Raw genomic sequence first — 12,517 nt, 5'->3', positions numbered from 1 at the left:
CGTCACAAACAAGTCATAGTGACTAAGGAAATATCATGCCCCGACCCATCCCTCTCGAACGTTATCGCAACATCGGTATCTCCGCGCATATCGATGCCGGTAAAACCACCACCACCGAGCGCATCCTGTTTTATACCGGGATGAGCCACAAGCTGGGTGAAGTACACGATGGCGCGGCAACCACTGACTGGATGGCGCAGGAGCAAGAGCGCGGGATCACGATTACCTCCGCGGCGGTCAGCTGCTTCTGGCCGGGCATGGACAGGGGATATGAGCCGCACCGGATCAACATCATCGACACCCCGGGGCACGTGGATTTCACCATTGAAGTGGAACGTTCCATGCGCGTACTCGACGGTGCCGTAATGGTGTATGACTCCGTGGGCGGCGTGCAGCCGCAGTCGGAAACGGTCTGGCGTCAGGCCAATAAATATCACGTTCCGAGACTGGCCTTCGTCAACAAAATGGACCGTCCGGGTGCCGATTTCTTCCGCGTCGTACGCATGATGCAGGAACGCCTGAAGGCCAATCCGGTGCCGATTGTCATTCCGGTGGGTGCCGAAGACCATTTCACCGGCGTGGTGGACCTCATCAAGATGCGCACCATTCTGTGGGACGACGCGACGCAGGGCATGGTGTTCACCTATGCGCCCGTCCCGGATGATTTAGTCAGTACCGCCCGTGAATGGCGGGAAAAAATGGTCTCTGCGGCGGCGGAAGCCAGCGACGATCTGATGGATAAGTACCTGGAAACGGGCGACCTGACGGAAGCGGAAATTATCAAAGGGCTGCGTATTCGCACCATCTCGGGTGAAATTCAGCCGATGCTGTGCGGCAGCGCGTTCAAGAATAAAGGCGTGCAGCGCATGCTCGACGCGGTGATTGAGCTCATGCCGTCGCCGCTGGACGTGCCGGCCATTGATGGTGTGGATGAAAAAGGGCAGCACGCGGAGCGTCATCCAAGCGATGATGAGCCGTTCTCCGCCCTGGCGTTCAAGCTGATGAGCGACCCGTACGTCGGGCAACTGACCTTTATCCGCGTGTACTCTGGCGTGCTGCGCAAAGGCGACGCGGTGTACAACCCGGTGAAAGGGAAGAAAGAGCGTATCGGGCGTATCGTGCTAATGCATGCCAACGATCGCCACGAGGTGGACGAACTGCGCGCCGGGGATATCGCGGCCTGCGTTGGGCTGAAAGATGTGACCACCGGCGACACGCTCACCGATCCGAACGCGGTGATCACGCTTGAACGCATGGAGTTCCCGGACCCCGTTATCTCGCTGGCGATCGAGCCGAAAACCAAAGGCGATCAGGAGAAAATGGGGATCGCGCTGCAGCGTCTGGCGGCGGAAGATCCGTCTTTCCGCCTGCATACTGACGAAGAGTCCGGCCAGACCATCATCTCCGGGATGGGTGAGCTACATCTTGAGATCATCGTCGACCGCATGAAGCGTGAGTTTGGCGTCGAGGCGAACATTGGTCGTCCGCAGGTAACCTACCGTGAAACCCTGCGTAAAACGGTGAAGGATATCGAAGGTAAATTTGTTCGCCAGTCCGGCGGTAAAGGGCAGTACGGCCATGTGGTGCTGAGCCTGGAGCCGCTGGAGCCAGGTAGTGGCTTTAAATTTGAAGATGCCACCAAGGGCGGCGTGGTACCGCGCGAGTATATCCCGTCCGTTGAGAAAGGGCTGCGGGAAGCGATAAACAGCGGCGTGCTGGCGGGTTATCCGGTAGTCGATGTCAAGGCGACGCTGACGTTTGGCTCGTATCACGACGTTGACTCCTCGGAGATGGCGTTCCGCATGGCGGCGATCCTCGGCTTCAAAGAGGGCGCCCGCAGGGCGGATCCGGTGATTCTCGAGCCGATCATGCACGTGGAGGTGGAAACACCGGAAGAGTACGCCGGTAACATTATGGGCGATCTCTCTTCCCGCCGCGGCATGGTGCAGGGGATGGCAGAGCAGTACGGAAGCCAGATTATTCGTGCTGACGTGCCGCTGGCAGAGATGTTTGGTTACGCCACGACATTGCGCTCGATGTCCCAGGGGCGCGCGACGTATACGATGGAGTTCCATCATTTTGCGGAAGCACCGCGGAATGTTGCGGATGAGATTATTTCACGACGTGCGAAGTAGTGAATGAATTGCACACGGTAGCCGCTGGGCTACCGTGTGCTTTTTCTTCTGCAACAGAGGGCGTTTCCTTTCATATCACGTTGTTACTTTATCAGCGTGGCCGAGCGAACTTTCCATACGCCTTTTTCCTGAACGAGACAATCTGCTACAACGTGATCTTGTTTCTTACCAAACGCGATATAGACGTTTGTGCAAACGGCATCAAAATCAGAGTGTAAGACGGTTATCTGATTCCAGTCTTCATCCCAATCCTGCGATTTGATGAACATATCTGCATCTGGCATGTCTTTTTCGTTACTGTCGCCAGAGTACATTTCTTTAATTGCTGCAATGGTCCCTGAGGCTACGTACTCGTTCATGATGTCTGGATTAAGTACAGGCGGTTTGTTCTGATCTAATTGCGCGATATACCATTGATTGAATTTTAGCGCCGCCTGGCCTGGTGAAGAGATGCTATCTGCGACCGCGAACGGCGACAGGGCGAAAAGAAAAAAACAGAGTGTTTTCATTAGTCATGCCTGAACAATTCGTAATGGGGCTGTATGTTTCGGTAAGCCTGTCCGGGATACAAAGTGCGTTGTACAAAATCGCTTATCCACTGCTGACCATCGTAGATGCAAACGTGCCCGCTATCGTGACCCACAATATTTTGGTAACGGCAACGTCACCGGCATGAGGTTGATCGTATACCAGGCGGAAGCCAGCGTTGACCAATGTACGCCCCATGTCTTTTGCCAGACGCGTATTGGGGATTTTTAATCTTCCACCTGTTCTGATCGCTTCGGTGACGTAGTGAGCACAATAACCCGTGCTCTTCGGCTGGGCGTGTGATTTGGCATAGGAGATTGCGCCATCTTTATTCCATGTCATTGATATTTCCTTAACGCGAGAGTGCTAATGCAGCAACTCCGGAAATATCCTCCGTTTTACAACGCAATAGTAAACATAAAATGCCATAGAAATTTATTATAATTCAGTAAGATAGGATTTAGGCAATCAATCCAGCGCCTTCACCATCTTCCCGCTCGCCACAAACGTCCCGGCACCAAGATGATGCAGGGTATTCAGCTTATCCTCGTCAAACTGCCAGCGTCCGGCGACAAACGCGCGTTCATCGGCTGCCGCTGAAATCACTTCCCCAAACAGCGTATCGTATTTTTCTGCCGCGGAGGTGACGGGTAATAACCGACACTCCATCCATGCCAGACATTTTTCTTCAATCACCGGCAGGCCAAGTTCAGGACCGTTCACGACCGGGATCCCGTAGCAGTTGAATTTGTCTTCATCGCGCCCGCTGACGCTACCGACCGCGTAAGTCCAGTTGGCCGCAGCAACGCCGGGGATGACGATGCCAAATTTCCCGCTGCGTTCAATCAGCTCACGCGACCAGGTACTTTTATCCACGACTATTGCGATGCGCGGCGGCTCAAACTCAACGGGCATTGACCATGCGGCGGCCATCACGTTGCGTCTGTCGAGGCTTTCATCCCGACTGGTGATAAGCACTGTAGGACCGTGGTTCAGCAGACGGCTGGCATGACGTAATTCAACAGGACGAAAGTGGCTCATAGGTTCTCCTCATCTATACCGATGAGTATGACGAAAAAGCACTGAAATCAAAGTGAGTGCGTAAAATTAGTTTATAAACAGAACATCACAATCAAAGGAAACATGATTCATGTCCCCATTCCTGACCGCCTATTTCGCCCGCATCGGCTGGACGCAACCGACACGAGTGGATATCGATACCCTGCGCGCGCTGCATTTACATCACAACTGTGCGATCCCTTTTGAGAATATTGATGTCGTTCTGCCGCGCGAAATCCAGCTTGACGATCGCTGCCTGGTCGACAAGCTGGTCGCCGCACGTCGCGGAGGGTACTGCTTTGAGCAAAACGGCCTGCTCGAACGCGTATTGCGCGAGGTCGGGTTTACGGTGCGTAGCGTGCTGGGACGCGTGGTATTAGCGAGTCCGCCTCAGATGCCCCCGCGCACGCACCGCCTGCTATTGGTCGAGCTTAACGGTGAGCGCTGGATTGCCGATGTCGGCTTTGGCGGCCAGACGCTGACGGCGCCGATTCGTCTGCTCGCCAGTGAAGAACAAGAGACGCCGCACGGGCTGTATCGACTGCTGAGCGAGGGTAATGACTGGGTGCTGCAGTTCCGTCACCACGAGCACTGGCAGTCGATGTACCAGTTTGACCTCACAACGCAGTATTTCAGTGATTACGTGATGGGGAATTTCTGGTCGGCGCACTGGCCGCAGTCGCATTTCCGTCATCATCTGCTGATGTGTCGTCATCTGCCTGACGGCGGCAAGCTGACGCTGACCAACTTCAACTTTACCCACTGGCAGAATGGTCACGTTGAAGAGCAGATCCACCTGCCGGATGCTGAGGCGCTTTACCAGTTGATGCAGTCGCGGTTTGGTCTTGGGGTTGACGATCCTAAGCACGGCTTTACACTGTCAGAATTGACGGCGGTGATGGCAGGGTTTGATACGCATCCACAGGCAGGAAAATAGCCCGGTGGCGGCTACGCCTTACCGGGCCTACAAGGGCTCGTACGTAGGTCGGGTAAGGCGTAGCCGCCACCCGACAATATCAAAGGCATACTGATATGGAAATCTTGATTCGGAATAAATTCAGTTCAGTGGGAATGTTGCTCGGCGTTATTGCACTGCTTCTCTCATTAGCTCAGTTCACCCTCGGTCCGTTTTCTTCAAAGTCGACAGCGCTTGAAGTTGTTGTGGCTGAAAAGGTTTCGGCGGTAAAAAAAGGAATAATGGCTGGTATAAAAGGAGAGCAGCCGACCGTCGAGAAGAAAAAGGAACCGGTAGATATTGACCGGTTACTGGTCGCTAGCGGAATAATGTTATCTGTGATGGCGTTGGGACTTGCTTTCATTAGTGGCCTACGCAAAGAGAACAAATGGACCGTGAGTGGGGCACTCTTTTTTTCCGGGGCCACGATCGCTTTTCATGCAGCGTTACTGGCTTTTGGTCTTATCGCTGCGGTTTTGCTCCTGATGTTAATTGTTTCAATCATAAGCGGAAGCACTCCGTTCTGACCTTATAGCCCGGGGGGCGGCTACGGCTTACCGGACTACAGGGTTCGAACGTAGGTCGGGTAAGGCGAAGCCGCCACCCGACACAGTCAGCGGCGCGTTCCACACGTGCACCAGGCGGGTGAAGGGGAAGATAAGAACGATCGGCACGATGCCGTTGTCGATGGCACCGCTCGGGGAGGAAGCCACGCTGCCTGGCTTGAGGCAGTGCTCGCACTAATTGTAAGTTTTGTAAAGAATAATATTCCGTTTGGAGTATTAAAATAACTCGAGGGAAATAAGCTTATCGAGGTGCTTATTAAATGCCGCGTCGTCCATTTCTGGCATATTCAATACCGTAATCCCATCCAGGCCACATACCAGGCCTATCAAACGCCAGGCAATATTTTCCGGCCGGTCAGTGAGCGTAAAGGTTCCGGCTTCAGCACCTCCCCGAATAATCACCACCGTTTCCTGGTGCCACATCTCCATGGTCATCACATAGGCACCCTTGATGTCGGCATCACGGCTGGCAAGGATCTGCGCTTCCCGCCACAGGCGAATATAGGGCTCAAACCTCCCGTCATCGCTGCCGAGCATGGCATGAAGCTGCTCGCGCCATCCAGCCTGTTTACTCGCGACGTCCGCATCCAGCAGCTCGCGAATCAACCGTACGAAGGCCAGCGATTTTAGCTCTCCGCCGGACGTAAAGTGATGATGCACCTGGCCGGTGGCGACCCTGGCCTCGGCGGCAATACGTCGTACCGTCATGGCCGCCAGTCCTTCAGCCAGCGCCACGCGCATGGCGGCCTGTAAGATGGCTTCCCGCCGTTCATCCTTGCTCAGATATCGCATGTTTACTCACTCTCAATGGGGATGAAACGAGTGTAACAAAAAGCTGGACATACGTTCAACTTTACGTAGGATCGCATCCTGGACATGTGTCCATGTTTTAAAAGAAAAGGATATTTATGTTTCGTCAGTGGTTAGCGTTAGTGATTATCGTGCTGGTGTATATCCCGGTGGCGATCGACGCGACGGTGCTGCACGTGGCGGCGCCGACATTGAGCATGACGCTGGGCGCCAGCGGTAATGAATTGCTGTGGATTATCGATATTTACTCGCTGGTGATGGCGGGTATGGTGCTGCCGATGGGTGCCCTGGGTGACCGCATTGGTTTTAAACGACTGCTCATGATTGGCAGTACGCTGTTTGGCCTGTCGTCGCTGGCGGCAGCGTTTGCCCCGTCAGCAGGGTGGCTGATTGCGGCCCGCGCCTCGCTGGCAATCGGTGCGGCGATGATCATTCCGGCTACATTGGCTGGGATCCGCACGCTGTTTATCGACGCGCGGGATCGTAATATTGCGCTCGGCGTCTGGGCCGCGGTGGGTTCCGGCGGGGCGGCGTTTGGCCCGCTGATTGGCGGTATGCTGCTTGAGCATTTCTACTGGGGCTCGGTATTCTTGATCAACGTGCCGATCGTGCTGGTGGTGGTTTCGCTGGCCGCGCGTTTTGTGCCTCCTCAGCAGGGCCGTCCGGAGCAGCCGCTGAATATTAGCCATGCCATTATGCTCATTGTGGCGATTTTGCTGCTGGTCTACAGTGCGAAAACCGCGCTAAAAGGCGTCCTGTCACCGTGGGTAGTCGCGTCCGCGCTGGTGACCGGCTCGGTGCTGCTGTTTGTCTTTGTGCGTATTCAGCTCCGCGCCCGCGTACCGATGATCGACATGCGTCTGTTCTGCCATCGCATCATCTTGAGCGGCGTGGTGATGGCGATGACCGCCATGATTGCCCTGGTCGGGTTTGAGCTGCTGATGGCTCAGGAGCTGCAGTTTGTTCATGGCTTTACGCCGTTTGAAGCGGGAATGTTCATGCTGCCGGTGATGGTCGCCAGCGGGTTCAGCGGGCCGATCGCGGGTGTGCTGGTCGGGCGTTTGGGGCTACGCATCGTCGCCGCCGGCGGAATGGGGCTCAGCGCCGTCAGCTTTATCGGCCTGTCGATGCTCGACTTCAGCACGCAGCAATGGCAGGCGTGGGGGCTGATGGTGCTGCTCGGCTTCAGTGCCGCCAGCGCGCTGCTGGCCTCAACCTCGGCAATTATGGCGGCCGCGCCGAAAGAGAAAGCCGCTGCCGCAGGGGCGATTGAAACCATGTCTTATGAACTGGGCGCGGGGCTGGGGATCGCCATCTTTGGTCTGCTGTTGACCCGCAGCTTCTCGGCGTCAATTGACCTGCCGCAAGGGCTGAATGCCTCGCTCGTCGATAAAGCCTCGTCATCCATTGGCGAGGCGATGAAGGTGGCGCAGGATCTGACCCCGACCCTGGCGGTGTCGGTGATTGAGGCGGCGAAAAGCGCGTTTATCACCTCGCACAGCGTAGCGCTGGGCAGCGCGGGCGGAATGCTGCTGCTGTTGGCAGTGGGGATCTGGTTCAGCCTGGCGAAGGTCAAGCCGCAGTAATACAGGACGCGCGGTTGGCGCGGGCTGGGCAGATCGGCTATGTTTTTTATAGGATTATCTGACTCTTGCTGGAAAATATGCGCCCTCGCGACAGCAGTGAACCGTCCCAACCGCTCTCCCGGTTAACCCTGCTTGCAGGGGGCGCGCTGGGCGTCGTTTTTGGTGATATCGGCACTAGCCCGCTCTATACCTTCCGGACGGTGCTTTCGCTCTCTGAGCATGACCCAACGCCCGGCGTCATACTGGGCCTGCTCTCGCTGATTACCTGGACACTCATCCTGGTAACGTCCATAAAATATGCCGCCTTCGCCATGCGAATTGATAATCATGGCGAGGGGGGCATCATGGCCTTGATGTCGCTTCTGGTAGAAAAAGGCAAAGGCGGGCGGTGGGTGATTTTTGCCGCCCTGATTGGCGCAGCCCTGATTTACGGTGACGGCGCGATAACCCCGGCGATCTCCGTGCTTTCCGCTCTTGAAGGGCTGGAGATGGTGATCCCTGAGTCCCAGCCGTACATATTACCCCTGACGGTGGCAGTTCTGCTGGCGCTGTTTCTTATCCAGCCTTTTGGTACCGCCCGAATAGGGAAAATATTTGGCCCGGTGATGGCGCTGTGGTTTTTGGCGATTGCTGCGCTGGGCGTGCGGGGGATCGTCCAACACCCCTCGGTACTGCTGGCCCTCAATCCTGCGTACGGTATTGCGTTTTTGTTTTCGAACGGGTACACCAGTTTCCTGGTCCTGGGGGGCGTTTTTCTCTGCGTGACGGGTGCCGAGGCCCTGTATGCAGACATGGGGCATTTTGGTAAAAAGCCCATCTGGCTTGCCTGGTACGGTATCGTCTTTCCTTCGCTGCTGCTCAACTATGCTGGCCAGTCAGCGCTGATTCTGGCCGGTGCCGACAGCAAGCAAAACCTTTTCTACACGCTCTGTCCGCCTGTGCTCCAGGTTCCGCTTATCGTTCTTGCCGCGCTGGCGACGATCATTGCCAGTCAGGCGATTATTACCGGCGCGTTTTCCATGACGCGTCAGGCCATTCAGCTTGGCTGGTTACCCCGATTACGCATCAAACAGACGGCGGCAGAAAGCTACGGTCAGATTTATATCGGGATCATAAACTGGCTGCTGATGGTGGTGACCATCGGGCTGGTGGTGTTCTTTAAATCCTCCGATAAGCTTGCCGCGGCGTACGGCATCGCCGTGTCGTTAACCATGCTGATGACCACGGGGCTATTGTTCGTGGCGATGCGGGAAGTGTGGCGCTGGAGCCTGGCCAGCAGCGCGGTGATTGCCCTCTGTTTCCTGGTGATTGATGCCACCTTCTTGTTTGCCAATCTGATTAAGGTCCTGGAAGGCGGCTATATTCCGCTGCTGATGGCCGCAGCGATTTGTACGGTGATGCTGATCTGGCACCGCGGCGTTAAGGCGGTATCCGCATCGGTGGGCGAGAAGGGCGTCAGCGTGGATGCGTTCTTTGCCCAGCTTCAGCAAAAGACGGTGCCCAGGGTGGCGGGCTCCGCCGTCTTTTTGACCCGTACGCAGAACAATATCCCGCCGGTCATGCGCTGGCACGTCGCGCGAAACCGGGCGCTACAGCAGGATGTGTTGTCGCTTACCATTGATATTCTGAATGTGCCCTATGTGGGGGAAGAACAGCGTATCAGGGTAGAGCAGCGCGCGCCGGGCTACTGGCACGGCGTGGCGCAGTATGGCTTTATGGAACATCCGGACATCCCGCGCTTGCTGCAGGGCGTCAGCGAGATTAACGCGCTTTTTGCCACGGATGACGCTACCTGGTACGTCGGGCATGAAACGATTGTGGCAGGCGAAGGCGGGGCCGGAATGGCGGCGTGGCAACGGCACATTTTTGCCTTCATGAAGCGCAACTGCACGCACGTGATCAACCATTACCACCTTCCCAGCGATCGGGTTGTCGAAATCAGCCGGCGCGTTGCCGTGTAGCGCCGCGCCTATTTCTCCTGGGCCGCGGCGAGGACGCTGTGTAACAACACGTTCGCCCCTTTCTCTGACCACTCCGGCAGGATCCTCTCCGCTTCGTTATGGCTGATGCCTTTCACGCAGGGGATAAAGATCATGCTGGCGGGCGCAATCTTGCTGACGTAGCAGGTGTCGTGTCCCGCGCCGGAGACCATCGGTTTCGACGAGTAGCCCAGATCCGCCACGGCCTTCTCCGTACGCGCCAGGCATTCGGCATCAAACGCGATGGGCGCGTAGTCAAAGATGCGTTCAACGGCAGCCGCGACGCCGCGCAGCTTCAGACTTTCAGCCACCTTGTGCAGCGCCGCTTCCATGGCTTCCAGCGCCTGCTGCGCCGGATGGCGAAACTCAACGCTGCATTCCACGCGAGACGGCACAACGTTGCGGGAGTTTGGCGTAACCTTCGCCATACCGATCGTCGCGCGTCCGTCCGGCGCATGCCGATAGCCAATCTCTTCCACCTTCAGCGCCAGCTCTGCGAAGGCGGTCAGCGCGTCGCGGCGGCTGTGCATCGGCGTCGTGCCCGCGTGGGCGGCGAATCCGTCCAGCGTCAGGGTAAACCAGCGCTGGCCCATTGCCGCGCGGACTAACCCGATATCGATGGCTTCATCTTCGAGAATCGGGCCCTGTTCGATGTGTAGTTCGTAGCAGGCGTGAAGAGGAAACGCGCGGGCAGGGGCTTCACCCCGGTAGCCAATGCTCTCCAGCGCTTCGCCCACGGTAGTGCCATCGTTATCCGCGCGGGCATGCGCGTACGCTTCGCTAAATTGTCCCGTCCAGACCCCTGAAGAGAGCATGGCTGGCGCGAAGCGCGCGCCTTCTTCGTTGGTCCAGTTCACCAGCACAATATCGCGCTCCGTCCCAACGCGATGGTCATTGAGGGTGCGCAGCAGCTCCAGCCCGGCCAGCACGCCGTAAACGCCGTCGTAGTTACCGCCCTGCGGCTGAGTATCGACGTGCGAGCCGGTCAGGACCGGCGCGAGAGCCGGGTTTTTCCCCGCGCGACGGATAAACATATTGCCCATGCTATCAACGTCGCAGGTGAAACCCGCGTCCAGCGCCCAGTCGCGCAGCAGGTTACGCGCAATACGATCTTCCTCACTCAATGCCAGACGGGTCACGCCACCGGCGGGCGTGCCGCCGATCTGCGCCATCATCTCAAGCGTTGACCACAGCCGTTCGGCGTTAACGCGGATCATGTCTTGTCCTTACTGCTGCGGTAGCGGAAATCGCAGCACGCGCCGCCCTGCATGATGGTGGTCGTGCGGGTCAGCTTCACGTCCGGCGCATAGCCAACGATGAACTTTTCATCGCGCGCGCAGGAGAGCAGATGACCAATCTCGCCCAGCCCCATCTCGTGATACATCTCCGCGTAGCGGCAGCGGGTGACGTTGTAGTTGTACTGCTGGTCGTCGGCGTCGATCACCTTCACGTCCAGGGCGTTATCTTTCTCCCACAGATACTGCAGGGCGATAAAGCTTTTGACGTCCGCGCCGTTGGGTTCTTTGCTGGCAAAGGCTTTGCCAGCGTCAATCGCCGCCTGCTCAATGGCCTCGCCAATGACCGCCTGGGCGCGGGTTTTTCCTATCTCGCGCACGAGGATTTCATAGATTGGCTTAATAATTTCTGCTTCAATTTTGCGGCGGGCGAGAATGCCCAGCTCGTTATTATCACTCATCACATTGCCCTCGCTGCGTTACTTCGCTTTTGCGCCACCCAGCACGGTCTGCGGCTGCCATTTGCCGTCGACAACTTTGTAAACGGTGAAAGACGGCGATTTCAGGTTTCCTTCTTTATCAAACGCGATCTGTCCGGTGACGCCGGAGTAGCTGATGGCGCGCAGGGCGGGCAGATAGTCGGACGGCTCAACGGAGTTCGCTTTTTCCATCGCCGCAACCAGCACGCGGGTGGCGTCATAGGCGAACGGGGCGTGCAGTTCGATATGGGTGTGGTAGCGGGACTGATAGGCCTGTTCGAATGCCTTTCCACCCGGCATCTGGTCAACGGGCAGACCCGGCTCCAGCGCGACCACGCCTTCGCCTTCTTTCTGCGCCAGCTGCAGGAATGTCTGGCTGACAAATCCGCCTGCGCCCATCAACGTAGCGTTCATGCCCAGCTGTTTGATACGACGCGCCAGCGGTGCGGCCTGGCTGTCGACGCCGCCGAAGAAGATCAGATCGGCGTTTTTACTCCGGATGGCGGTCAGCACGGCGCTGAAGTCCACCGTTTTGTCATCCACGTACTGACGATCGACAACCTTCACGCCCTGCGCTTCCAGCGATTTAATAAACTGGTCCGCCAGACCCTGACCAAAGGCGGTACGGTCGTCGATCACCGCAATGCGTTTGGCTTTCAGGGTATTCACCGCGTACTGGCCGGCGAGCTGACCGCCGTCATCGTCGTGGCCCATCACGCGGAAGCTGGTGTCAAAACCCTGTTTGGTATAGGCATGACCGGTTGCGACCGGTGCCACCTGGGCAATACCTGCATCGTGATAAATGCGGGCCGCAGGAATGCTGGTGCCGGTATTCCAGTGGCCGACAACGCCCGCCACGCCGCTGTCCACCAGACGCTGCGCGACGGCTACGGCGGTGCGCGGGTCGGACTGATCGTCTTCGGACTGCAGTTTATAGGTCACCGCTTTGCCGTCGATGGTCGGGTGCTGCTTGTTAATGTCGTCAATGGCCAGCTGCGCGCCGTTCTCCAGATCTTTACCGATACGGGCGGACGGGCCGGTAAGCGGGCCTGCCAGACCGATAACCACGGTTTCACCGTCAGCGGCCCACGCGGCCGTCGAGGCAAAACTGCCGAGGAGGATAGCGGCGCTGAGCGCACTGATTTTTACTGTTTTCATTGTATTTCCCTGATGTTGGCTGGTGTT

General features: G+C 57.2%; 13 protein-coding genes. 5 read left to right on the top strand and 8 right to left on the bottom strand.

From position 1 onward, the window contains the following. Positions 1–35 precede the first annotated feature (35 nt). Positions 36–2,135 carry an elongation factor G gene (fusA, locus tag N037_RS20860; protein ID WP_032643227.1) on the top strand — a complete coding sequence of 700 codons (2,100 nt, stop codon included), beginning with the start codon at positions 36–38 and terminating at the stop codon, positions 2,133–2,135. Between the two features lie 83 nt (positions 2,136–2,218). Here the strand turns inward: fusA and N037_RS20855 are convergent, their stop codons facing one another. The 3 genes from N037_RS20855 to N037_RS20845 all read right to left on the bottom strand — a co-directional run bounded on the left by N037_RS20855 (position 2,219) and on the right by N037_RS20845 (position 3,704). Then, positions 2,219–2,644, bottom strand: coding sequence for a DUF3828 domain-containing protein (locus N037_RS20855; RefSeq protein ID WP_032643225.1), 426 nt, complete (start codon positions 2,642–2,644; stop codon positions 2,219–2,221). A gap of 82 nt (positions 2,645–2,726) precedes the next feature. Continuing rightward, positions 2,727–3,005: a hypothetical protein gene (locus tag N037_RS20850; RefSeq protein WP_331456756.1), complete on the bottom strand. Its 279-nt coding sequence runs from the start codon at positions 3,003–3,005 to the stop codon at positions 2,727–2,729. A gap of 126 nt (positions 3,006–3,131) precedes the next feature. Beyond that, positions 3,132–3,704 (bottom strand): flavin reductase family protein, encoded by a 573-nt coding sequence (locus N037_RS20845; protein WP_032643220.1) that lies wholly within the window; start codon positions 3,702–3,704, stop codon positions 3,132–3,134. A 109-nt stretch (positions 3,705–3,813) separates the two neighbouring features. Between N037_RS20845 and nhoA the strand changes: the two genes are divergently transcribed. Next, complete coding sequence (gene nhoA / locus N037_RS20840) at positions 3,814–4,659, top strand: N-hydroxyarylamine O-acetyltransferase (protein ID WP_032643218.1); 846 nt, start codon at positions 3,814–3,816, stop codon at positions 4,657–4,659. A 95-nt stretch (positions 4,660–4,754) separates the two neighbouring features. Continuing rightward, the gene (locus N037_RS20835; protein WP_032643216.1) at positions 4,755–5,204 is read left to right on the top strand and encodes a hypothetical protein; all 450 of its coding nucleotides are present in this window, start codon (positions 4,755–4,757) and stop codon (positions 5,202–5,204) included. 27 nt (positions 5,205–5,231) lie between these two features. Here N037_RS20835 and N037_RS25450 read toward each other — a convergent pair whose 3' ends face one another. Together N037_RS25450 and N037_RS20830 are read right to left on the bottom strand one after the other, a co-directional pair. Further along, positions 5,232–5,351 carry a respiratory nitrate reductase subunit gamma gene (locus N037_RS25450; protein ID WP_442855943.1) on the bottom strand — a complete coding sequence of 40 codons (120 nt, stop codon included), beginning with the start codon at positions 5,349–5,351 and terminating at the stop codon, positions 5,232–5,234. 108 nt (positions 5,352–5,459) lie between these two features. Continuing rightward, positions 5,460–6,035, bottom strand: coding sequence for a TetR family transcriptional regulator (locus tag N037_RS20830; RefSeq protein ID WP_032643215.1), 576 nt, complete (start codon positions 6,033–6,035; stop codon positions 5,460–5,462). A 116-nt stretch (positions 6,036–6,151) separates the two neighbouring features. Here N037_RS20830 and N037_RS20825 point away from each other — a divergent pair, with 116 nt between their 5' ends. Together N037_RS20825 and N037_RS20820 are read left to right on the top strand one after the other, a co-directional pair. After that, complete coding sequence (locus N037_RS20825) at positions 6,152–7,639, top strand: MFS transporter (RefSeq protein ID WP_032643213.1); 1,488 nt, start codon at positions 6,152–6,154, stop codon at positions 7,637–7,639. 77 nt (positions 7,640–7,716) lie between these two features. Beyond that, entirely contained in the window at positions 7,717–9,600 is a 1,884-nt protein-coding gene (locus tag N037_RS20820) for a potassium transporter Kup (RefSeq protein ID WP_032643211.1), read from the top strand. Positions 9,601–9,608: 8 nt separating this feature from the next. Here the strand turns inward: N037_RS20820 and N037_RS20815 are convergent, their stop codons facing one another. The 3 genes from N037_RS20815 to N037_RS20805 are packed head-to-tail and all read right to left on the bottom strand — an operon-like array spanning position 9,609 to position 12,490. Then, on the bottom strand, positions 9,609–10,835 hold the full coding sequence (locus tag N037_RS20815; RefSeq protein ID WP_032643208.1) for a Zn-dependent hydrolase: 1,227 nt from the start codon (positions 10,833–10,835) through the stop codon (positions 9,609–9,611). Then, on the bottom strand, positions 10,832–11,314 hold the full coding sequence (locus N037_RS20810) for an L-2-amino-thiazoline-4-carboxylic acid hydrolase (RefSeq protein WP_032643205.1): 483 nt from the start codon (positions 11,312–11,314) through the stop codon (positions 10,832–10,834). Before N037_RS20810 ends, N037_RS20815 begins: the two co-directional genes overlap by 4 nt. A gap of 18 nt (positions 11,315–11,332) precedes the next feature. Next, positions 11,333–12,490 (bottom strand): branched-chain amino acid ABC transporter substrate-binding protein, encoded by a 1,158-nt coding sequence (locus tag N037_RS20805; RefSeq protein ID WP_032643203.1) that lies wholly within the window; start codon positions 12,488–12,490, stop codon positions 11,333–11,335. Between the last annotated feature and the right edge of the window lie 27 nt (positions 12,491–12,517).

It is taken from the genome of Enterobacter sp. EGD-HP1, assembly GCF_000733275.2.
GTDB lineage: Bacteria > Pseudomonadota > Gammaproteobacteria > Enterobacterales > Enterobacteriaceae > Enterobacter.
The sequence above is the reverse complement of the archived record's forward strand: the minus strand, read 5'-3'. Positions and strand labels throughout refer to the sequence as shown.

What these genes read in the sequence shown, in the direction of transcription:
- fusA (WP_032643227.1), top strand. Translation starts at nt 36, where the DNA reads ATGCCCCGACCCATCCCTCTCGAACGTTATCGCAACATCGGTATCTCC.
- N037_RS20855 (WP_032643225.1), bottom strand. Translation starts at nt 2,644, where the DNA reads ATGAAAACACTCTGTTTTTTTCTTTTCGCCCTGTCGCCGTTCGCGGTC.
- N037_RS20850 (WP_331456756.1), bottom strand. Translation starts at nt 3,005, where the DNA reads ATGACATGGAATAAAGATGGCGCAATCTCCTATGCCAAATCACACGCC.
- N037_RS20845 (WP_032643220.1), bottom strand. Translation starts at nt 3,704, where the DNA reads ATGAGCCACTTTCGTCCTGTTGAATTACGTCATGCCAGCCGTCTGCTG.
- nhoA (WP_032643218.1), top strand. Translation starts at nt 3,814, where the DNA reads ATGTCCCCATTCCTGACCGCCTATTTCGCCCGCATCGGCTGGACGCAA.
- N037_RS20835 (WP_032643216.1), top strand. Translation starts at nt 4,755, where the DNA reads ATGGAAATCTTGATTCGGAATAAATTCAGTTCAGTGGGAATGTTGCTC.
- N037_RS20830 (WP_032643215.1), bottom strand. Translation starts at nt 6,035, where the DNA reads ATGCGATATCTGAGCAAGGATGAACGGCGGGAAGCCATCTTACAGGCC.
- N037_RS20825 (WP_032643213.1), top strand. Translation starts at nt 6,152, where the DNA reads ATGTTTCGTCAGTGGTTAGCGTTAGTGATTATCGTGCTGGTGTATATC.
- N037_RS20820 (WP_032643211.1), top strand. Translation starts at nt 7,717, where the DNA reads ATGCGCCCTCGCGACAGCAGTGAACCGTCCCAACCGCTCTCCCGGTTA.
- N037_RS20815 (WP_032643208.1), bottom strand. Translation starts at nt 10,835, where the DNA reads ATGATCCGCGTTAACGCCGAACGGCTGTGGTCAACGCTTGAGATGATG.
- N037_RS20810 (WP_032643205.1), bottom strand. Translation starts at nt 11,314, where the DNA reads ATGAGTGATAATAACGAGCTGGGCATTCTCGCCCGCCGCAAAATTGAA.
- N037_RS20805 (WP_032643203.1), bottom strand. Translation starts at nt 12,490, where the DNA reads ATGAAAACAGTAAAAATCAGTGCGCTCAGCGCCGCTATCCTCCTCGGC.